Source organism: Lactobacillus sp. PSON (assembly GCF_052615405.1).
In genome coordinates this window covers 65,570-86,606 of record NZ_JBQXFW010000001.1, presented here as the reverse complement: position 1 = coordinate 86,606, position 21,037 = coordinate 65,570, and the positions used below count along the sequence as shown (strand labels likewise).

The window sequence follows — 21,037 nt, the reverse complement described above, 5'->3', positions numbered from 1 at the left end:
TCTAAAAAGGTGGCAGAATAATGACAGATGAAAAGAATTTAGATTTAAAACGACAAGAGCATATATTAAAGGTCCTCAAATTTTTACAAGAGGGTGGTGATTTCACCAAAGCAAGTATTTTAGCTAATAAATCAAAAGATATGCGAATGAAAATTGCCTCAGTTAAAGGACACCCTCTGAATACTTTATATGCAGAAAATGATGCTATTAAAAATCTAATTAACGACCAGTTGCTACCTGATCTCAAGAAGTGGCAACAAAGTGGGAAGAATGAAATTCTTCTTAATAGGATTAGGGATGAACTGTTAAAGCTTCATAAAGTAAATAGACATTATAAACGAAAAGAAAATTCCTTATTTTCATTTTTAATAAAATATAATTTAATTACAGAACGAACTACATCTTCTCTTTGGGAACTAGATGATAAAATCCGTGAAACTATAAAAGCAGCTGATGAAGCAGTAAATTCTGATCCGCTTCCTGATATATATGTAATTGAAGCAAAAATTGAAAAAGCAGCTCATGAAGTTTTGCAGATGATTTTTGTGGAAAATACCATATTTTTGCCAATTTTGGGGATGCTTTTAACTCCAGAAGATTGGTATACCATTAAGCAAGATGAGCTTGAGATTGGTTATACTTTAATTGATAATCCAACTAGTTGGATGCCAACTAAAGATGACATTGATGCTTCTAATTGGCAACATGATCAAATAGAGCTTACAGATGAATTTAAAAAAGCTTATGGAAAGTTTTTGAAATGTTACTTATCTATTGATGATGAAATTAATGGTAAAGCTGATGAAATTCAAGTTTTAAATGGAGCAGAGGATTATCCAGTAGGCGAATCAGAAAATAGCCCTGATTTAATTTTTAAAGATGTAGAAGATACAGCTATTAAAATGGAAATCGGATCTCTTAGTCTTAAAGAAATTCCGGCTATTTTTAATGTTTTGCAAATTGATTTAACTTTTGTAGATAAATATGATCGTGTAAAATGGTTTTCTAATACCGATCGTATATTTCCAAGGACTCGTAGCGTAATTGGTCGCCCTGTTATTAGATGTCATCCACCAAAGAGTATTGATAAAGTTTTGAAAATTCTAGATGATTTTCATAATGGATACGCTGATAGTAGTGATTTTTGGGTAAACGTACATGGGCGTATGATTTATATGTGCTTTTATGCGGTACGTGATAATGAAGATAATTATTTAGGTTGTCTTGAAACAGTTCAAGATATTACTAAATTTAAAAAAATTATGGGTGAAAAAACACTGGAAAATCAAGATCAGTTTAAAAAATAGAAGATTGAGGAGGCAACGCAAAACTGTGCGTTGTCTTTTTTTGCTTAAAATTGGTATAGTAATATCTAAATAGAATTATAGAAGGGAGATAGTTATGAAAAAAACACACGGACTAACTAAAAATGATGAGATAAAATTACGTTGGTTGATAGTTGGTGAACTTGCTACTTGGATTGGTGCTAGTTTTATTTGGCCATTAACTTCAGTTTATTTAAACAAGCAATTGCATATTAGTTTGTCAATGATTGGGGTTGTTCTGTTCTTTAATTGTGCTGCCAATATCTTAGGGTCAATTTTAGCAGGTCGACTTTATGATAAATATAATCCATATCCATTGGTTTTATGGGGACTTGGACTGGATGCAGGGGTTTTGTTTTTGATGGCTGCTTTTCATGGCTGGCCTGAATATTGGGTGTGGCTCACAATTACTGGATTTTTAGGTGGTTGGAACGGAACTTTGATTAATTCAATTGCTACTAGTTTAAAGAGTCATCCGGGTAGATATGTTTTTAATGTTTTATACTTTTCACAAAATTTAGGAGTAGTTACAGGAACTTTAATTGTAGGATATCTTTATGATTATTCTGTAACATTATTGTTTGTAATTGCGGCACTTTTATTTGTAGTTGCTTTAATCAACGCTTTATTAAATTACAAACCGATTATTACTTTTCATAAGGAACGTTTAGCACAAAAGCAAAACGGAGAAAAACACAAGGCAGAACCAATGCCAAAACGCAATTTTATTTTAACCATGGTTTTCTTTGCAACGCTTGCTATGACTTGGTTGATGTATATGAACTGGGAATCCAATCTTTCTGTTTATATGGTTTCACTGGGAATTCCATTCCACATGTACAGTCTTCTTTGGACTCTTAATGCGGGAATTATTGTAGTGATGCAAGGAATTTTGGCACGATTTCCTAATATATTTAAAAATCTTTTCCATCAAATTATCTTTGGAATCGTGATGTTCTCTTTATCATTTATTACATTGGTTTTTGCCAAAGACTTTGCTCATTTTGCACTTTCAATGATAATTTTAACCTTGGGTGAATCTACTGCCTTTCCAGCAATTCCTGCCTATATTAATGATATGTCTCCAATAACTAGCAAAGGAAAATATCAAGGATATAATATGGTAGCTTCTGGAGTTGGACGAGCCTTTGGACCTTTGTTTGGTGGAATGGTAATTGATCAGGCAGGATATATTTCATTCTTTTGGGTAGCAGCTATTTTAATCTTTTTAATGATTGTAATTATGATTCCTACCTATCTTAAGGTGCGTAAAGGTTTGAAGATTTACAAATGATTTTCTTTGAATTAAAATATGGTTAATAATATTTTAATCGGATTAAAAGGAGGATTCTCTCTTGAACAAACAATTCTCAGTTCGTGGCGGCAGTGGTGATATTATTGAAGCTAATGTAAATACCCGTCCACAAGATAATCTTTATTTAGCAGTAAATTCTGAGTGGCTTAAAAATGCAGAAATTCCATCAGATAGATCAAGAACTAGTTCTTTTGATGGAATTAATTTAAATGTAGAAAAAAGTTTGATGAAGGATTTTGCTGAATGGGCAGATGGTAAAAAGGCAATTCCTAATGTTCCAAATTTAGATAAAGCAGTTGAATTTTATAAGCTTGCTCGTAATTTTGATAAGCGTAATAGTGATGGCGCTACTCCAATTAAAGCAGATCTTACTTTACTTGAAATGATTCAAAATTTTGCTGATTTTAATTTAAAGGCTGCAGATCTTTATAAGGCTGCTTTTAGTTTGCCATTTAGTTTTTCAATTGATGCAGATATGAAAAACACTAAGGTAAATGTTTTAAACTTTAGTGGTCCAAGTACATTTTTACCAGATACTACTACTTATGAAGTGCCTGATGCTGAACAACTTCTTGATATATTAAAGAAGCAATCAATTAAGCTTTTAACTATGGCTGGTATTTCTGAAGAACAAGCTATTGAATATGCAGAAGATGCTTTGAAATTTGATAAACGTATATCTAAAGTTGTTAAGTCTGCAGAAGAATGGGCAGATTATCCAGCTACTTACAATCCGATGTCTATTGATGAATTCCTTGCTAAAATTAAGAATTTTGATATGAAGAATTTCTTACAAGGAGTATTTGGTGAATTACCTGAGAGAGTAATTGTTAATGAACCAAGATTTTTAGATCATTTTGATGAAGTTATTAATGAAGATACCTTTGATGAAATTAAGGGCTGGATGATGATAAAATTCATCAATGGAGTAGATTCTTATTTGTCACAAGAATTTCGTGAAGCTGGTTTTGCCTTTAGTCAAGCATTATCTGGTCAACCAGAATTATCTAGCGGTGAAAAGCAAGCATACCGCTTAACTAATTCAGTTTTTAGTGAAGTAGTTGGTGTTTACTATGGTCAAACTTATTTTGGTAAAGATGCCAAAAAAGATGTCTTAGACATGATTCATAAGATGCTTGAAGTTTATGAAAAGCGTATCAAAGAAAATACTTGGCTATCAGAAGCAACTAAAGAAAAAGCTATCACTAAACTTCGTGCTCTTATCTTGAAGATTGGTTATCCAGATAAGATTGAAAAAATTTATAATCGTTTTAAGGTTACTCCAGAAAGCGATGGCGGCAGTCTTTATTCAAATGTTCGCAGCGCCGAAATTGAAGCTGTTAAATATAACATAGAAAAATTGCATAAACCAGTTGATCGTGAAGTATGGATGATGCCAGGTAATCTTGTGAACGCATGTTACGATCCTCAAAGAAATGATTTAACTTTCCCTGCAGCAATTTTGCAAGCACCATTTTATGATATTAAGCAAGACCGTGCAGAGAACTTTGGTGGAATTGGTACTGTTATTGCTCATGAAATTAGTCATGCCTTTGATAATAATGGTGCTAAGTTTGACGAGCTTGGTAATATGAAGAATTGGTGGACTGAAGAAGACTTTAAGGAGTTTGAAAAGCGTACTCAAGCAGAAATTGAATTGTTTGATGGTATTGAATATGGTCCAGTAGTTCTTAATGGTAAGCAAATCGTTAGTGAAAATATTGCTGATCAAGGTGGTTTAACTGCTGCAGTTGAAGCTGCTAAAGGCGAAGGTGATGATCTTAAGAAGCTCTTTGAAAACTTTGCTCGTGTATGGGCAACTAAGCAACGTACGGAATCAATCAAGACGCAAGTTGCAACTGATGTTCATGCTCCAGGTCCTGAACGTGCCAATGTTCAATCGCAATGCCAAGATGACTTTTATGAAGTCTTTAATGTTAAGGAAGGCGACGGAATGTGGCTTGATCCTGAAAAACGAGTTCATATTTGGTAATTAATAATGAAGAAACGCTCACGTTTTCACAACGTGGGCGTTTTTCTTATACAATGAATTTTTTAAATTTTGCTTGATCTTCAGGTGCAATATTAGCTGTGACATATACACCAGCATCTTTAAACTCTTCGCTAGTTACTTGGGCATGTTCATGTAAATATGCTAGTGACTTACCATCTTCAATCGGCAGAACTAAGTGAAACTCTTCATAATTTGCAAAAATTCGCTTTACAATGAAATCTGCCAGCATCTTGATAGATTTTTCATCGGTTGCTGAATAAAGAATATCGCTGCCTTCAATCTGTGGATAAGTTCGGTCGGTCTTATCAGCTTTGTTGTAGGCTGTAATCATTGGGATGCCTTTAACGCCAACTTCATCTAAAACATTTTGTGTAGTGCGAATCATCTGAATCATGTTAGGGTCGCTGGAATCAACTACATTGACAATTAAGTCAGCATCGCGTGCTTCTTGCAAAGTTGCCTTAAAGGATTCAACTAAGTTATGAGGCAGTTTTGAAATGAAGCCAACAGTATCAGAAAGGATAAAATTGAAATTATTTCCCAGGTCAATTCGTCGTACACTAGTGTCAAGAGTAGCGAAGAGCATATTTTTAACGAAAACTTCCTTGCCTTCTTCATTATTAGAAAAAGCCTTGAGCAATCCATTCATTGTGGTAGATTTTCCAGCATTGGTATAGCCAACAAGAGCAACTTTTGGCAGGCGGCTTTGATTACGGCGGCTCGCTTTAATTTCTTCTTGGCTTTCAACAGCTTTTAGTTCTTTTTTAATTGCAGAAATCTGCTTACCGATTGTTCTGCGGTTTAATTCTAGTTTTGATTCACCACTACCACGGTTTGCAAAGCCTCCTCCGCGTTGCTGGTCTAGGTTGTTTTCTGAAGGGTGCAGGCGTGGCAATTCATATTGCAGGCGTGCAAGTTCTACTTGAAGTTTGGCTTGCTTGGTGCGAGCCCGACTTGAGAAAATTTCTAAAATCAACTCGGTACGGTCGATTACTCGAAGTTTGGTCATTTTTTCTAAGTTGCGAATTTGTACAGGTGTGAGTTCATCATTTAAAACTAGGACTTTGGCTTTCAAGCCTTGAGCCATTGTGCGAATTTCGTTGATTTTTCCAACACCAAAATAAGTCCCAGCTACAACATTTTCGGCGTTTTGCTGACTGCGTCCAACTACTTCCATGTTATTAGCTTCAACTAAGTTGGCAAGTTCACCCATGTAATAGTCAAAATTGGGGTCTTTTAAATTAACTCCGGCAATATAAGCTTTAGTTTTATTAGGTTGATTATCTATCATATTTTCACCTCATATTTCTGATTTTTGTACGTGCTTATTATAAATTAATGGGTGAGGGATGGCAATTTTGGAGGATTGGTGAAATTTTATGTAATAAATTCAAGTAGAAAATGTTCTTTTTTCTTTACTTTGATTTTAGTATGAAAAGAAAGTGAAGCCGGATAAATGTGTAAAAGTGTGTCATTTATACATAAAAACTTTCACAAACAAAAAATTTTAATATTTCTTTTTAATCCTTTCGCTAACCTTTACATATATAGAAGAAAAGTGGTGTATCATATCACAAATTAGTAGGCTTGTCACTTCATAACATCCGAAAAGGGTGGCATAATTATCCAAACCGATATATAATAGTAAAGATTCTGAAAAACTATTAAACTTTGAAACTAAGGGGATAGAGCATGGCAGAAGATAATAAACAAAAAAATGTCCAGCACCATCATCACCACCATAGACATCATAGAAGACGTCGCAAGTTTTGGCGTGTCTTCTGGATTGTGATTGGCGTTGTGGTAGTTGCTGGTATTTTTGTTGCTGGTATGATGTACAAGAATCTTCGCGACACTACTAACAGCATGTATACTCCTGTTGCTAAGTCGACAACGAGTAACAAAGGACGTAATCTCGATGAATTATTAAAAGAAAAAAAGCCAATCAATATCTTACTTTTAGGTATTGATACTGGAGCAATGGACCGCCACTGGAAAGGCCGCACTGACACCATGATGATGATGTCAATCAATCCTAAGAAAGGTACAACTGATATTGTATCAATTCCACGTGATTCAGCTGCAATTTTCCCAGACTTTAAGAGTTATGGCGTTACAAAGATTAACTCAGCATACACTTTAGGTGGTGTATCTGAAACAATCAAAACTCTTGATAAATACTACAGTGTACCAATTGATGGGTATGTTTTGATTAATATGGGTGCACTTCCAAAAACAATTGACCAAGTTGGTGGTGTGGATGTTGTTTCACCATTGACTTTCGATAATATGGGCTATCACTTTGAAAAAGGTAAAACTTACCATTTGAATGGTAAGAAGGCTCTAGCATTTGCTCAACTTCGCCATGGTGACCCTCGTCAAGATTATGGTAGACAAGACCGTGATCGTCGAATTGTTATGGGACTTCTTAAGAAGTCAGTTTCACCAACTACTCTTCTTAATACTAAGTTTCTCAATTCAATTGCAGATGAAATGCAAACCGACCTTACTATGAACCAAATGTACAAGATTGGTATGGATTACCGTAAAGCTACTGAAAACGTTACTCCAGACCACGCTCAAGGTGTAAGTAAGGAAACCAATAACGTTAAGTTTGGCGTTATGGAAATTGAAGTCATAAGTAAGCAGGAACGTCAACGTGTATCTGATAAACTTAGAAAAGCACTTGACCTTCCAACAACCACTGTAACTAATAAGGAATAAGTGAATGGAACAAAAACAAGATTCAACAAATACAATTGATTTAACTCAGTTAATTCGCATCTGTAGAAAACACATCTGGGCACTCATTCTCTGGAGTGTAGGACTTGCACTTGTAGGTTGGGGAATTGCTAGTTTTGCAATTACACCAAAGTACACTTCAAGCGCACAAATCTTAGTTAACCAAAAGGCTAACAAGAATGACCCTAATGCAGCTTATAATACTCAACAAGCTAACATGCAACTTGTTACTACTTATAAAGACATCGTAACTAGTCATGTTATCTTGAGTGAAGCTTCTAATCGCTTAGAAAACCCAGTAAAAGTAGTTAGAAAAGCACAACCTGCTAAGTACACTACTGATGAAAATGGTCAAAGAAGACTTGTACGTAAAGCCAAGCCTGCTGTAATTGATCGCTCAGGTAAAGCTTATTCAGTAAGTGCTATTCAACTTCAAAAGGCAATTTCTGTATCTACTCAACAACAATCTCAAGTCTTCTCAATTAGTGCTAAGTCAGATAATCCTGATAAGTCAAAAGCAGAAGCTAATGCAGTAGCTGAAGTATTCAAAGACCGCATTAAGTCAATCATGAATGTTAACAACGTTACTATTGTTGCACCTGCAACTAAAGGAACACAAACTTCACCTAACGTTAAACTCTTCACTTTGGCTGGATTTGTAGTTGGACTTATCCTTTCATTTGCAGTTGTAATGATTCGTGAAATGTCAGATACTGCTGTTCGTGATGATGATTACTTAACTAAGGAATTAGGCTTAACTAACTTAGGTCAAATTGCTCACTTCAATGTATCTTCATCATTCAGTTTGAATAACAATAATACTACTAAGAAGAGACGTAGAGTATAGGAGGGACGAGCAGAATGGCATTATTTAAGAAAAAACGTGGTACTAACGAAACCATGAAAAAGGGTGCAAAGTTGATTACTGCAGCTAATCCGCAAAGCCCTGTTTCAGAACAGTTCCGTACTGTTCGTACTAATATCAACTTCATGAGTGTTGATAAAGAAATCAATACTTTAGCATTTACTTCAGCTAACATCAGTGAAGGTAAGTCAACTGTCACTGCTAATGTAGCAATCACTTATGCTCAAGCTGGTCGCAAGACTCTTTTAATTGATGGAGACCTTCGTCGTCCAACCCTTCACTCAACTTTTAATGTGAAGAATAACAAAGGCTTGACGACTGTGCTTACATCAGATGCAGATGAAATTGATCTTGATGATGTTGTTAAGCCAAGTGGTGTTAACAACTTATCAATCTTGACTTCCGGTCCAATTCCACCAAATCCGGCTGAGCTTATTGGTTCACACCGTATGCAAACTTTCATCGATTTGGTTAAAGCTCACTACGATTTAGTAATTATTGACTTAGCACCAGTGTTGGAAGTTTCTGATACACAAGAATTGGCAAGCCATCTTGATGGTATAATTTTAGTAGTACGTCAAGGTAAAACTCAAAAAGTTGCTATTCGTCGTGCTGTTGAAATGCTTGAATTTGCTAAGGTGCGCATTTTGGGTTATGTAATGAATGATATTACTTCTGAAAATAGTGGTTACGGCTATGGCTACGGTTACGGCTATGGATATGGGTATGGTCAACCTAAGAAGCGAAGTTTCTTTAATCGAATTAGCGACAATGCTCAGGAAGAGGCAAAATAATGACATTAGTAGATATTCACTGTCATATGTTGCCTGGCATTGACGATGGCTCTAAAGATTGGCCTACTTCTATTAAATTAGCTAAGGAAGCTGTCGCTGATGGTGTGACACACGCAGTAGTTACTCCGCATACATTAAATGGTAAATATCTCAATCATAAAAAGGATATCATTAGTTTAACTAGGCAATATCAAGAAATGCTAGATGAAGCAAATATCCCTTTGACTGTTTTTGCAGGGCAAGAGGTACGCTTATCCGGTGACTTAATTGATGCAATAGAAAAGGATGATATTCTTTTTTGCGATGAGGAAGGTACTTATATGTTGTTGGAATTTCCAAGTGAAGATGTGCCTACTTATGCTAAAGATACTATCTTTAAGTTGCAGGGTTATGGTATCACACCGGTAATTGTGCACCCAGAGCGTAATAATCGCATTTTAAAAGAACCAGAAGTTCTTCAAACTTTAATTGAGCAAGGGTGTCTTGTTCAAATTACAGCAAGTTCTTACACTGGCTTATTTGGGAGTAAGGTAGAGGATTTGTCTAGAAAGTTAATTGAAGCTGGACAAGGCTGTACTTTTGCAAGTGATGCTCACGATCTTCCTCGCAGGCAATACCAATTAAGTGAAGCTTATAAAAAAATGGCTAAAGAATTTAGTCCAGAATTAGCAGAGTCTTGGAAGGAAAATTCCCGTAAAATCATCAACGGTGAAAATGTACAAATGGATTGGAGACCATTAAAGAAGAAAAAGAAGTTTTGGCTGTTTTAGGCTGAGAGAAAGAGTGAATAAAAGAAATGTTGAGTATGAATAATCGAATTCAACTAGATAAATCAAAAGTACAAGGAAGATATTTTTATCGTTTTGTTAAACGTACTTTTGATATTTTAGCAAGTGCAGTTGCATTGATAGTTCTATCGCCGCTATTTTTGTTCTTAGCAATAAAAATTAAGCATGAGGATCATGGCCCAGCTTTTTATTCACAAGAACGAATTGGAAAAAATGGTAAGCCATTCAAAATGTACAAATTTCGTTCAATGATTGTTAATGCAGATCAATTAGTGGAGCAGCTTGAAGAACAAAATGAAGTGAATGGGGCAATGTTCAAGATTAAAGATGATCCAAGAATTACCAAAGTTGGTAAATGGATTAGAAAGTATAGTCTTGATGAGTTGCCACAGTTATGGAATGTCTTAATCGGCGATATGTCACTTGTTGGTCCTCGTCCGCCTCTACCAATTGAAGTGGAAGAATATACCGACTATGATAAACAACGTTTGCTTGTAACACCAGGCTGCACAGGGTTATGGCAAGTAACTAAGCGTAACGACGCTGATTTTGATGAAATGGTTTGGTTGGATATTATTTACATTAACCATAGTGGTCTTTGGGAAGATTTTAAGATTCTTGTGAAGACCATTGGGGTTGTTGTTAATCCAAATAGTGCGTATTAGGAAATTGTATGGTTCAAATTAATTCTAAAATTTCTGTAAAAGATAAATTAATAATTTATAGAGAAGCTAGTAAACGTATATTTCGAGGAATATTAAAAATTGGAATACACCATAAATTTCCAATTTTTATAGGAAAACATGTAAATATTACTCATAAGCATTCTATTTATTGCGGAAAAAATGTTAAGTTTGAAGCTTATAGTGAAATTCATGGCTTATCAACTCACGGTTTACATTTCAAGGACAATGTGACGATCGGTCGTTATACTGAAATAAGACCTTCCAGTTATTATGGAGTAGGACAGATTGGTTATGGGCTTGTAATGGGAGAAAGATCTTCTATTGGTCCATTTGGCTTTATAGGATGTTCTGGACCAATAAAAATAGGAAAAGATGTTATGATTGGACCAAGAGTATCTTTATTTGCAGAAAATCATAACTTTCGTGATAAAAAAGTAGATATTAAAGATCAGGGTGTAAATAATAAAGGAATAACTATTGAAGATAATTGCTGGATTGGTAGTGGAGTAATTATTTTAGATGGAGTTACTATTGGAAGTGGATCAGTAATTGGCGCGGGAACTCTAGTTACTAAAGATGTACCTAAAAATAGTATTATTTATGATAAACGTACTCGGATCAGAAGAGATAGGGGCAAGTAATGAAGAATATATTTATTGTTGGCTCAAAAGGAATTCCAGCTCAATATGGGGGTTATGAAACTTTTGTTGATAATCTCGTAACTAAACAACAATCAAAAAATATTAAATATCATGTGGCTTGTATGACTTTTGATAAAAGTCCTAAGCACTATGATTATAATGGAGCAGATTGTCAAGAAATTACTGTTCCTAATGTAGGTGGAGCTAAAGCAATTATTTATGATCTTAAAGCACTTAATTGGGCTTTATCAGAAATCAAAAAAAATAATTTACATGATGGTATTATTTATATTCTTGCTTGTAGAATAGGTCCATTTATTCATAGCTACATTCCTAAATTTCATAAATATGGCTTTCAAGTTTGGGTAAATCCCGATGGTCATGAATGGTTGAGGGCTAAATGGTCAGCACCCGTTAGAAAGTATTGGAAGGTGAGTGAAGGAGGCATGGTTAAAAATGCTGATTTACTAATTTGTGACAGTAAGAATATTGAAAAGTATATTCAAGATACTTATTCCAAATATAATCCTAACACTACATTTATTGCTTATGGTGCTGATATTGTGCGTTCAACATTAAATGCCGACAATGCTAAAGTTAAAGATTGGTATAGTAAACATGAAGTTAAGCAAAATGAATATTTCTTAATTGTTGGTAGGTTTGTACCAGAAAATAATTATGAAACCATGATTCGAGAATTTATGGCAAGTAATGTCGATAAAGACTTAGTAATTATTACTAATGTTGAGAAGAATAAATTCTATGAACAATTGAAAGAGAAAACTCATTTTGATACCGATCCACGAATCAAGTTTGTTGGTACTGTCTATGATAAAGATCTTCTTAAATATATTCGTGAAAATGCATATGGCTATCTTCACGGACATTCAGTTGGTGGAACTAATCCGTCACTTCTTGAAGCATTGGCGGATACTAAGCTTAACTTACTTTATAATGTTGGATTTAATAAAGAAGTTGGAGAGGATTCTGCCTTATATTGGAGTAAGACACCAGAATTTTTAAAGGTTCTTCTTGAAAAAGCAGATAAATTAACGTTAGATCAAGTTAATAATCTGGATAAAAAATCAACTCAAAGAGTGAAAGATGAATATTCTTGGAATAAAATTGTTAATGATTATGAAGGACAGTTTTTAAAGATTAACTAAGAGGTTATATGAAAAATATACTGTATTTGCATGCTGGAGCAGAGATGTATGGAGCAGATAAAATTCTGCTAGAATTAACGAGAGGATTAGATAAGAAGAAGTTCAATCCTATAGTTATTTTACCTAGTGATGGGATATTGCGCAGTGAATTAGAAAAAAATAAAATTCAGGTTCATGTCATTCCATATCCAATTTTGCGAAGAAAATATTTTAATCCTAAAGGTATTATAGAATATGGGTTAAGTTATAAAAAATCCTGTAATAATATTCTAAAGTATTTAGCTGCTAATAATATTGACATAGATATTATTCATGCTAATACTTTAGCTGTTCTTGAGGGAATTCAACTAAAAAAGAAATTAAAGATACCACTAATTTGGCATATTCATGAAATTATTACTCATCCGCAATTAGTTAATAAATTTTTGTGTAAATGTGTTAATAGATATGCTAATACAGTAGTTGTAGTATCGAATGCTGTTAAAAAACATTTAGTAAATAGTGGTGTAAAATCAAGTAAAATAAAAGTTATCTATAATGGTATAGATTCCCATAAGTTTTCTCCTAATGTTAACTCTGACTATTTATATAAAGAATGGCATATTCCTAAAAATGCAATTAAAGTGGGAATGATTGGAAGAGTTAATAATTGGAAAGGGCAAGGTGACTTTTTAGACGCTTTAGCGCCTTTATTAGAAAAAATAGATAATTTATATTTGTTTCTAGTTGGAAGTGCATTTGAAGGACAAGAATGGAGAATTGCTAAACTTAAAGAAAAAATTGCCAAATTACCACATAATGATCGAATTATTTTTTCAGAGTTTAGAAAAGATAATTATGCAGTTGAGCATTTTTTTGATATTTTAGTTTTACCTAGTACTTCTCCTGATCCTTTACCAACTGTTGTGCTTGAAGCAATGGGGTGTGGTCGAGCTGTGATTGGTTATGCTCATGGTGGTGTAACTGAAATGGTTAAAGAGGGATACAATGGCGAACTTGTCTCTCCAAACAATATTTCAGAATTAGAAAAAGTAGTATCTAATATTATTATCAATAAGAAGTATTTAGAATATGGAAAAGCATCTAGAGAAAGATTAGTTACTATGTTTTCGTTTAATAAATTTATTAATGAATTTATTAATCTATATCAGCTATATGAGGTTTAATAAATGGATATTACAATAATAACACCTATCTATAAAGGAAAAAAATATATTTCTAAGCTTATAAGGATTATTGAAAATGCTTGTTTAAATGTGCCAAATAAGCAGGTAGAGTGGATATTAGTAAATGATTATCCTGAAGAATTAATTCCTAAAATTATAACTAAAGTTAAAAATTTATTTATAAAAGTAATTGTTAATTCTAAAAATGAAGGAATTCATAAAGCTAGAGTTAATGGGCTTAAAAAATCTAATGGAAAATATATTTTGTTTTTAGATCAGGATGATTATATTGATAGTAAATTCTTACAGTTACAATTAGCTAATATTAAAAATGCAGATATTAGTGTAACTAATGGATATATTGAAAATAAAAGTAGAGTAAAAAAGAAAATATTTACCACTAATTATCAAATGAAAGCTCTAAATAATATTAAGTATTATTTCTATATTGGCAATTTAATTCTATCTCCAGGAATGGCTTTAATTAAGAAAGCATCTATTCCAAATGAATGGATAAATAATATATTGAAAATAAATGGATCAGATGATTGGTTATTGTGGGTACTTATGCTAGCTAAATCAGCTCGGATAAATATTATAAATGAGTACTTGTATATACATACTAATACTGGAGAAAATACTTCAAATAATATTTCTGGTATGTGGAATTCAACTGAAGAAGCTTTAGAAGTCTTTAATAAGTGTATTAATACTCAGGATTCAGAAAATTTAATAAATATATTTAAAAAGAGAATTTCAATGATTAGAAAATATCAATTAGAAAATAAAAGTAAGCTTAAACTATATATTTCTAATTTAGATATTGCATATTATGTTATAGATTATAATTTAGTAAGAAAGTACCTATAATGATGCTTAAAAAAAATATATATTTTATCTTACCAGGATATTCACGTCGACCAATAGGTGGTTATAAAATAGTATTTAAATATGCTAATAAGTTAGCTAAAGATGGATATAATGTTAATATAGTATATATAGAAAATCCTAAAAGGTTTCCTAAGTACAGTTGGAAATGGCTGTGGTTAAAATATAGTACTAAAAATGGTCCACATTGGATAAAACTAAACAAAAATATAAAAAAGATTTCTATAAAGAATGGATACAATTATTTTAAAAATGATACTACAGATATTGCTGTTGCAAGTTCGGTTGAAACGGTCGTGCCTACTAAAGAGTTATTTCCAAATGCCAAGAAATTTTATTTAATTCAAGATTTAGAAGATTGGAATGTAAGTCGGGAATTTCTTATTAAAACTTATAATACGGGATTTACGAATATTACGATTTCCAAGTGGTTAAAAGATTTTGTTACTGCAAATAGTAAAAACAAAACTATGTATATAAGAAATCCTATAGATATTAAAAGCTATTTTCCAAAAAATGCAATTGAAAAAAGAAATTCTTATATTATTGGAATGTTATATCATGCAGCTCCTTATAAAGGGAGTGATCAAACTTTAGCCATACTAAAAGAGTTAAAACAAAAATATCCTTTATTGAAAATATTAATGTTTGGAACTAGAAAAAAGCCTAAAAATTTACCAAACTGGATAACATATTATAAAAATGCTTCTCAAAATAAAACTATTGAAATATATAATTCTATTGGTATTTTTGTATGTGGAACAATAAAAGAAGGTTTTGGATTAACAGGATTAGAAGCCATGGCTTGTGGTGCAACTTTAGTTTCTACAAATTACTTAGGAGTAAGAGATTATGCTATTAATAATGTAAACAGTTTATTGTCTCCGGTAAATGAATATAGAAGTTTAAAAAGTAACCTTGAGATGGTTATGAATAATAAGGAATTACGAATAAAACTTGCAAGCGCAGGAGTAAAGACTGCTCAGAAATTTTCGTGGGATGAAGCATATGTTAAATTTAAAGAAATAATTTTAAAAGATAAGTAAGTATTATGAAAGATATATCAATTATTATTCCTGTATATAACAGGGAAAAGTATATTAAAGAATGTATTGATTCTATTATGGTTTCACAAACTAAAAATATGGAAATAATTATTGTAGATGATGGTTCTACTGATAAAACTTCAGAAATTTGTGATAATCTTCAAAGAAAGTCTAATAATATAAAAGTTATACATCAAAAAAATATGGGAGTAGCTGCAGCAAGAAATACTGGCTTGAAGGCAGCTAAGGGCAACTGGATAGCATGGATAGATAGTGATGACATAGTTTCATCTAATTACGTTAATATTTTAAATAATATTATTAATCAAGGAGAATATGATTTAATCATTTTTGGATATGAAAGCTTTACTAAAAAAAGAAATCCAAAATATAATAATAAAATTTTACAACTTGAGCCAATTTCAAAGGAAAAGTGTTTTGAAAAATTAGGCAGTATTTCATTTGGAAATTTCCTTTGGAATAAAATTTTTAAAAAAGAATTATTTAAAAATATTACATTTCCGGATGGAAAAGTTTATGAAGACATAGCTACAACATATAAGTTAATAAATGTAGCTAATAAAATTGGAATTTTGCCTTTAAAAATTTACTTTTATCGGCAACATAATAATAGTATTATTCATCAAATGAATACTATTAAAGGACTTAGAATGTTGAAGAACAGAGTAGAGTTTCAGAAAGAACTCGTAGCATTTTTAAAGGATAAATATTTAAAAGCTTATGAAATTGAAAATAAATTATTAACTATATTAGCATTTGAATACATAAAAGCAGAAGAAAAGTGTAGAATTCCAAATTCCTTAACATATAATGAATGTAAAAATATAATAAAAGATTATCGAATATCTTTAAAAAGAGATGGAATAAAATTATCTACAAAAGTAGTTATTTGTAATATTGCTTTTCCAATATATCAATTTATTATTAAGTTACATGGTTAGGTGATAAACTATGATGAAGTTAGCAATTTTAACGCCAGGATTTAAGCCTGTTCCTGCTGTAAAAGGTGGAGCTGTAGAGCAGTTAATTGAAGATATAATCGATGGAAATGAAGCAAATCATAAATATGATATAGATTTATATACTATTAGTGATTCTAATTTTAAAAATATACAGTATAAGTATACTAATTTGATTAAGATTAAGCCTAATAAAGAAAATAAATTCTTTAAACATAGTTATTTTGGACTTAAGTCCAAAATAACTATAGCATTAAAATTAAAAATACCATTTAATTACATTAATTATGCAATGGTAAAAGCTTTTAAAACAAATTATTATGATGCTGTTTTAGTTGAAAATAATATGGATATATATAATCTTTTACTTCCAAAATTAAATCATGAAAAAATTTATTTTCATTTACATAATAATATTGATTGCGGTGATCCAGCAAAAACTGTAGAAAAAACAAAAAATATAATTAATACTGCTGATTGTATTTTTGTAGTAAGTAATTTTTTGAAAGATAAATTAGAAAAGTTAGGTGCCAAAAAAGTAAAAGTTATATCTAATGCAATAGTTTTAGAACAATTCCGTCAATTAGATATAAAAAAAATAGAATCTATTCGAAGAAAGTATGGTATAGAAAAGAAAGATACAGTTTATACCTTTGTGGGCAGAATATGTAGCGATAAGGGTATTGATAAATTGATTCTTGCAATGCAAGCCTTTAAGCATCAAAAAAATATTAAATGTCTTATTGTAGGAAATAATTTCTTTGGAACTAGTTCAGAAGATCGATATATGCAACATTTACAAAAAATTGGGAAAGGATTGGAAAATCAACTAATTTTTACTGGATATGTTGATAATAAGAAGTTATATGAAATTTATGGAATATCTAATGTAGTTGTTATTCCGAGTCAATGGGAGGAAGTATTTGGTGTTGTAGCATTAGAGGCTATGGCAATGAAGTTGCCTGTAATAGCTGCTAGATCTGGTGCTTTACCTAGTGTTTTATCAAATTCATGTGCTTTTTTTGTTTCTCGTGGGAACAATTTCGTTTTTGATTTAGAAAAAGAAATTGAAAAATTCATCAATAATCCTGAGTTACAGTACAAAATGGGAATGGCTGGATTTAAACGAGTTCATAAGTTTCCTAATACTGCTCTAGAGTACTTTGATTTAATTTATAATGCAATAAACCAATAAGGAAAAATTTATATGAAAAATAAGCTAAATGTTGTCTGTGAGATATTAAACTATAATGATGCTGAAACAGTATTTAGATTAGTAGATAAAATTAAAGATTTTCCTGTTTTTAACTCTATATTAATTGTCGACAATGATTCTCCAGATAATTCTTTCTCAAAATTACTAAATCGCTATTATAATAATAATAAAATAGTTGTAAATAAAACTGCAAAAAATGGTGGTTATGGCTATGGAAATAATTATGGAATTAAATATGCGTATGAAAAACTAAATGCTGATTATGTCTTATTAGCAAATCCTGATGTGTCATTCAGCAATGAAATGGTACAAAAGCTATTAAATGAAATGGTTAAGAAAAATGCAGCAATTGTAGCGGGAACTCAAAGAATTAATGGTATTCCAATTCGTACACCAGCATGGAAAATACCTACTGCAATGCAATGGACACTTATTGAAACTAAATTATGGAAATATGCTGCAAAAAAGTATTATTACGATCCAAGCTTATTTGAATTACCAGATTTACAAGTAGAATGTGTTCACGGAGCTATGTTTTTATTAGATCCATATAAGTTTTTAGATGTAGATGGATATGACGAAGAAATGTTTCTTTTTGGTGAAGAAACTGTTTTAGGTTATAAATTAAAATCTAAAGGCTATACAAGTTTTCTTTTGAACAATGTTTATTATGATCATGAGGGATCTACGTCAATTAAAAAAAGTTTTAATAGTTCAATAAAGCAAGATCAAATAACACATCAAAGTAAGCTAATATATATGAAAAATTATTTGCATATAAATAAATTAGAACTGATGTTAAATAAAAGTATATTTAATTTTGTAATTTTAAAAAAGAAACTAAAAGATAAAATTAATGCTACAAAAGGGAGATAGCATGGACTTTCAGAAAAACAGTATTAACTATATTTTAACTGTAGTACTCAGTATTGCCTGTTTTATTCTTATGCTTTTTGGGATAACAACTAATGATTTGTTCTCGTATATTATTGTTTTCGGGATTCTTTTATTATTAGGTTGGATGTTTAATATGGGGTATATGTATATAAAAATAAATAATACTCAGAAAATATGGGGATTATTTTTAGTATATACTGTTATAATAACTTTATTTTCATCCTTAATAATGAATAATATTAAGAGTAATATAAATTTAATTATTTTAAACCTGCTATTCTATATCATATTACTATATTTTTCACAGTTTTGTGATAAAAGATTATTTTTAGTTATATTAAAAAATTTTTTTGCTGTATGTGTGATTCTTGCAATTTTTGAATATATAACTAAAATTCAATTATATCGATCTTTTATTACTGATTCGGCAGCATTAAAGACTTTTCAATCTTTTGGTACTGTTGGAACTTCACAATATAGGTTAATGTTATTTTTTTCACACCCTATTTATTTTGCACTATTTCTGAATATTTTTTTAATGATGCTTTTATTGATTCCATATAAAAGTAGAATGTTAAATGTTATGATGTATATATTGGCGTTATTTTGTTTGATACTCACACAATCACGTTCAGGATGGATAGCATACGTTGTTATTCTATTAATATATTTATTAAAGATGGGTAAGATAAAAAAAATAAATTTAAAATTTTGGGGTTATATTTTTTTACTCATTTTATTTTGCATAGTAAGTTATAGAATTATTGCTATTATTGCCCCAAATATATTTGATAATATAAATAATATATTTTCTCAAAGGCTAAGTATAGTAATAAATTCACCTGAAATTGCTTCAGGAGCACGTATGGCCAATTTATCTTTAATTAATTATGTAAATAATGATTGGTTAAAAATATTTGGTGGTGGAAATGGATATGCATTATATTTGTTAACCGCACATCCAACAGTAAATGGGTGGACTAATGCTGTTGATAATCAGTATTTAACATTTATATTAAATTATGGATTAATAGGAATAGCTATATTTTTGTTCTTTATTTATAAAGTTCTAATTGATTTGAAGCACTCGAAAAATAATTTAAATATATTGTTGGCATTAAGTATTATCACTTTTTGTATAATGGGCTATTTTTTTGAGTTTTATATTCAAATCTATGTAAATTATATTTTATTTATTTTTATAGCTTTTTTAAATAAAGATTGTTAATTAGATATTAGTTAAAGGAGAAAATTATTAATGATGGCTTATAAAATTGCAGTAGCAGGAACAGGATATGTTGGTTTAAGTTTGGCAACTTTATTGTCACAACATAATGAAGTTACAGCAGTAGATATTGTACCTGAAAAGGTTAAGTTAATTAATAATCATAAATCTCCAATCGTTGATAAAGAAATTGAAGATTTTTTAGCTAATAAAGATTTAAATTTAAAAGCTACTACTGATGGTGCTTCTGCTTATAAAGATGCAGATATTGTAATCATTGCAACACCAACTAATTATGATAGTGAAAAGAATTTCTTTGATACTTCTGCAGTTGAAGCAGTAATTAAGTTAGTCATTGAAAATAATCCTAATGCACTTATGATTATAAAATCTACAATTCCAGTAGGATATACTAAATCAGTTAGAGAAAAATTTAATACTAATAATATTATTTTTAGTCCTGAATTTTTACGTGAAGGTCATGCTCTTTATGATAATCTTCATCCATCAAGAATTGTTGTGGGAACAGATTTAAACAATGAAAAATTAAAGAAAGCAGCTCATACTTTTGCTTCATTGCTTCAAGAAGGGGCAGAAGATACAGATATTTCAACGTTAATTATGGGATTCACTGAAGCTGAAGCAGTTAAGTTATTTGCTAATACTTATTTGGCACTTCGTGTAAGTTACTTTAATGAACTTGATACTTATGCAGAAATGAAAGGTCTTAATACCCAGGAAATAATTGATGGTGTTGGTCTTGATCCTCGTATCGGAACACATTATAACAATCCTTCATTTGGTTACGGTGGATACTGTCTTCCTAAGGATACTAAGCAACTTTTGGCTAACTATCAAGATGTACCAGAAAACTTAATTGAAGCTATCGTTAATTCTAATGATACTCGCAAAGACTTCATTGCTGATCAAGTTTTACGTAAATCTGGATACTATGATTATGATGATAATAATCAATATGATGCTTCCAAGGAAAAACAAGTGACTATTGGTGTATATCGTTTAACTATGAAGTCTAATAGTGATAACTTCCGTCAAAGTTCTGTTCAAGGTGTAATGAAACGCGTTAAGGCTAAAGGTGCTAAAGTTATTATTTATGAGCCAACTCTTGACGATGGAACTACTTTCTTTGGCAGTGAAGTTGTAAATGATTTGGATAAGTTTAAAAAAGAATCTGATGCAATTATTGCTAATAGATATGATCCAATTTTAGATGATGTAAAGAGTAAGGTTTATACTAGGGATATTTTTAGGAAAGATTAAAA

19 protein-coding genes are annotated in these 21,037 nt (G+C 31.1%); 18 read left to right on the top strand and 1 reads right to left on the bottom strand.

Features of this window, described 5'->3' with window-relative positions; all coding sequences use genetic code 11:
• Positions 1-20 precede the first annotated feature (20 nt).
• The 3 genes from ACTHPI_RS00430 (at position 21) to ACTHPI_RS00420 (ending at position 4,633) form a co-directional block, all read left to right on the top strand.
• The gene (locus ACTHPI_RS00430; RefSeq protein WP_445352207.1) at positions 21-1,307 is read left to right on the top strand and encodes a PAS domain-containing protein; all 1,287 of its coding nucleotides are present in this window, start codon (positions 21-23) and stop codon (positions 1,305-1,307) included.
• A 94-nt stretch (positions 1,308-1,401) separates the two neighbouring features.
• Positions 1,402-2,619 (top strand): MDR family MFS transporter, encoded by a 1,218-nt coding sequence (locus ACTHPI_RS00425; RefSeq protein WP_445352206.1) that lies wholly within the window; start codon positions 1,402-1,404, stop codon positions 2,617-2,619.
• A gap of 61 nt (positions 2,620-2,680) precedes the next feature.
• Complete coding sequence (locus tag ACTHPI_RS00420) at positions 2,681-4,633, top strand: M13 family metallopeptidase (RefSeq protein WP_445352205.1); 1,953 nt, start codon at positions 2,681-2,683, stop codon at positions 4,631-4,633.
• A gap of 46 nt (positions 4,634-4,679) precedes the next feature.
• Here the strand turns inward: ACTHPI_RS00420 and hflX are convergent, their stop codons facing one another.
• Positions 4,680-5,945: a GTPase HflX gene (gene hflX / locus ACTHPI_RS00415; RefSeq protein WP_445352204.1), complete on the bottom strand. Its 1,266-nt coding sequence runs from the start codon at positions 5,943-5,945 to the stop codon at positions 4,680-4,682.
• Between the two features lie 401 nt (positions 5,946-6,346).
• Between hflX and ACTHPI_RS00410 the strand changes: the two genes are divergently transcribed.
• From ACTHPI_RS00410 to ACTHPI_RS00340, 15 genes are read left to right on the top strand one after another with little or no spacing between them, the layout of a single operon-like run.
• Positions 6,347-7,378 (top strand): LCP family protein, encoded by a 1,032-nt coding sequence (locus tag ACTHPI_RS00410; protein WP_445352203.1) that lies wholly within the window; start codon positions 6,347-6,349, stop codon positions 7,376-7,378.
• 4 nt (positions 7,379-7,382) lie between these two features.
• On the top strand, positions 7,383-8,243 hold the full coding sequence (locus ACTHPI_RS00405; RefSeq protein WP_445352202.1) for a YveK family protein: 861 nt from the start codon (positions 7,383-7,385) through the stop codon (positions 8,241-8,243).
• A gap of 14 nt (positions 8,244-8,257) precedes the next feature.
• On the top strand, positions 8,258-9,055 hold the full coding sequence (locus ACTHPI_RS00400; protein ID WP_445352201.1) for a CpsD/CapB family tyrosine-protein kinase: 798 nt from the start codon (positions 8,258-8,260) through the stop codon (positions 9,053-9,055).
• On the top strand, positions 9,055-9,825 hold the full coding sequence (locus ACTHPI_RS00395) for a tyrosine-protein phosphatase (protein ID WP_445352200.1): 771 nt from the start codon (positions 9,055-9,057) through the stop codon (positions 9,823-9,825). The genes ACTHPI_RS00400 and ACTHPI_RS00395 overlap by 1 nt, the downstream gene beginning before the upstream one ends.
• A 35-nt stretch (positions 9,826-9,860) precedes the next feature.
• Entirely contained in the window at positions 9,861-10,508 is a 648-nt protein-coding gene (locus tag ACTHPI_RS00390) for a sugar transferase (protein WP_445352199.1), read from the top strand.
• Between the two features lie 8 nt (positions 10,509-10,516).
• The gene (locus ACTHPI_RS00385) at positions 10,517-11,170 is read left to right on the top strand and encodes an acyltransferase (protein WP_445352198.1); all 654 of its coding nucleotides are present in this window, start codon (positions 10,517-10,519) and stop codon (positions 11,168-11,170) included.
• Positions 11,170-12,336, top strand: a complete 1,167-nt coding sequence (cps2T, locus tag ACTHPI_RS00380; protein ID WP_445352197.1) for a beta 1-4 rhamnosyltransferase Cps2T — start codon at positions 11,170-11,172, stop codon at positions 12,334-12,336. Before ACTHPI_RS00385 ends, cps2T begins: the two co-directional genes overlap by 1 nt.
• Before the next feature lie 8 nt (positions 12,337-12,344).
• Positions 12,345-13,502 carry a glycosyltransferase family 4 protein gene (locus ACTHPI_RS00375; protein ID WP_445352196.1) on the top strand — a complete coding sequence of 386 codons (1,158 nt, stop codon included), beginning with the start codon at positions 12,345-12,347 and terminating at the stop codon, positions 13,500-13,502.
• Between the two features lie 3 nt (positions 13,503-13,505).
• A complete protein-coding gene (locus ACTHPI_RS00370) occupies positions 13,506-14,372 on the top strand; it encodes a glycosyltransferase family 2 protein (protein WP_445352195.1) in 867 nt (288 codons plus the stop codon).
• Positions 14,372-15,436 (top strand): glycosyltransferase family 4 protein, encoded by a 1,065-nt coding sequence (locus ACTHPI_RS00365; protein WP_445352194.1) that lies wholly within the window; start codon positions 14,372-14,374, stop codon positions 15,434-15,436. The genes ACTHPI_RS00370 and ACTHPI_RS00365 overlap by 1 nt, the downstream gene beginning before the upstream one ends.
• 5 nt (positions 15,437-15,441) lie before the next feature.
• Positions 15,442-16,398 (top strand): glycosyltransferase family 2 protein, encoded by a 957-nt coding sequence (locus ACTHPI_RS00360; protein ID WP_445352193.1) that lies wholly within the window; start codon positions 15,442-15,444, stop codon positions 16,396-16,398.
• A gap of 10 nt (positions 16,399-16,408) precedes the next feature.
• Complete coding sequence (locus ACTHPI_RS00355) at positions 16,409-17,611, top strand: glycosyltransferase family 4 protein (RefSeq protein ID WP_445352192.1); 1,203 nt, start codon at positions 16,409-16,411, stop codon at positions 17,609-17,611.
• Positions 17,612-17,623: 12 nt separating this feature from the next.
• Complete coding sequence (locus ACTHPI_RS00350) at positions 17,624-18,508, top strand: glycosyltransferase (protein ID WP_445352191.1); 885 nt, start codon at positions 17,624-17,626, stop codon at positions 18,506-18,508.
• 1 nt (position 18,509) lies between these two features.
• Positions 18,510-19,757, top strand: a complete 1,248-nt coding sequence (locus tag ACTHPI_RS00345) for an O-antigen ligase family protein (protein WP_445352190.1) — start codon at positions 18,510-18,512, stop codon at positions 19,755-19,757.
• A 30-nt stretch (positions 19,758-19,787) separates the two neighbouring features.
• Positions 19,788-21,035, top strand: a complete 1,248-nt coding sequence (locus tag ACTHPI_RS00340; RefSeq protein WP_445352189.1) for a nucleotide sugar dehydrogenase — start codon at positions 19,788-19,790, stop codon at positions 21,033-21,035.
• Positions 21,036-21,037 lie beyond the last annotated feature (2 nt).

What these genes read in the sequence shown, in the direction of transcription:
- ACTHPI_RS00430 (WP_445352207.1), top strand. Translation starts at nt 21, where the DNA reads ATGACAGATGAAAAGAATTTAGATTTAAAACGACAAGAGCATATATTA.
- ACTHPI_RS00425 (WP_445352206.1), top strand. Translation starts at nt 1,402, where the DNA reads ATGAAAAAAACACACGGACTAACTAAAAATGATGAGATAAAATTACGT.
- hflX (WP_445352204.1), bottom strand. Translation starts at nt 5,945, where the DNA reads ATGATAGATAATCAACCTAATAAAACTAAAGCTTATATTGCCGGAGTT.
- ACTHPI_RS00410 (WP_445352203.1), top strand. Translation starts at nt 6,347, where the DNA reads ATGGCAGAAGATAATAAACAAAAAAATGTCCAGCACCATCATCACCAC.
- ACTHPI_RS00405 (WP_445352202.1), top strand. Translation starts at nt 7,383, where the DNA reads ATGGAACAAAAACAAGATTCAACAAATACAATTGATTTAACTCAGTTA.
- ACTHPI_RS00400 (WP_445352201.1), top strand. Translation starts at nt 8,258, where the DNA reads ATGGCATTATTTAAGAAAAAACGTGGTACTAACGAAACCATGAAAAAG.
- ACTHPI_RS00395 (WP_445352200.1), top strand. Translation starts at nt 9,055, where the DNA reads ATGACATTAGTAGATATTCACTGTCATATGTTGCCTGGCATTGACGAT.
- ACTHPI_RS00390 (WP_445352199.1), top strand. Translation starts at nt 9,861, where the DNA reads ATGAATAATCGAATTCAACTAGATAAATCAAAAGTACAAGGAAGATAT.
- ACTHPI_RS00385 (WP_445352198.1), top strand. Translation starts at nt 10,517, where the DNA reads ATGGTTCAAATTAATTCTAAAATTTCTGTAAAAGATAAATTAATAATT.
- cps2T (WP_445352197.1), top strand. Translation starts at nt 11,170, where the DNA reads ATGAAGAATATATTTATTGTTGGCTCAAAAGGAATTCCAGCTCAATAT.
- ACTHPI_RS00375 (WP_445352196.1), top strand. Translation starts at nt 12,345, where the DNA reads ATGAAAAATATACTGTATTTGCATGCTGGAGCAGAGATGTATGGAGCA.
- ACTHPI_RS00370 (WP_445352195.1), top strand. Translation starts at nt 13,506, where the DNA reads ATGGATATTACAATAATAACACCTATCTATAAAGGAAAAAAATATATT.
- ACTHPI_RS00365 (WP_445352194.1), top strand. Translation starts at nt 14,372, where the DNA reads ATGATGCTTAAAAAAAATATATATTTTATCTTACCAGGATATTCACGT.
- ACTHPI_RS00360 (WP_445352193.1), top strand. Translation starts at nt 15,442, where the DNA reads ATGAAAGATATATCAATTATTATTCCTGTATATAACAGGGAAAAGTAT.
- ACTHPI_RS00355 (WP_445352192.1), top strand. Translation starts at nt 16,409, where the DNA reads ATGATGAAGTTAGCAATTTTAACGCCAGGATTTAAGCCTGTTCCTGCT.
- ACTHPI_RS00350 (WP_445352191.1), top strand. Translation starts at nt 17,624, where the DNA reads ATGAAAAATAAGCTAAATGTTGTCTGTGAGATATTAAACTATAATGAT.
- ACTHPI_RS00345 (WP_445352190.1), top strand. Translation starts at nt 18,510, where the DNA reads ATGGACTTTCAGAAAAACAGTATTAACTATATTTTAACTGTAGTACTC.
- ACTHPI_RS00340 (WP_445352189.1), top strand. Translation starts at nt 19,788, where the DNA reads ATGATGGCTTATAAAATTGCAGTAGCAGGAACAGGATATGTTGGTTTA.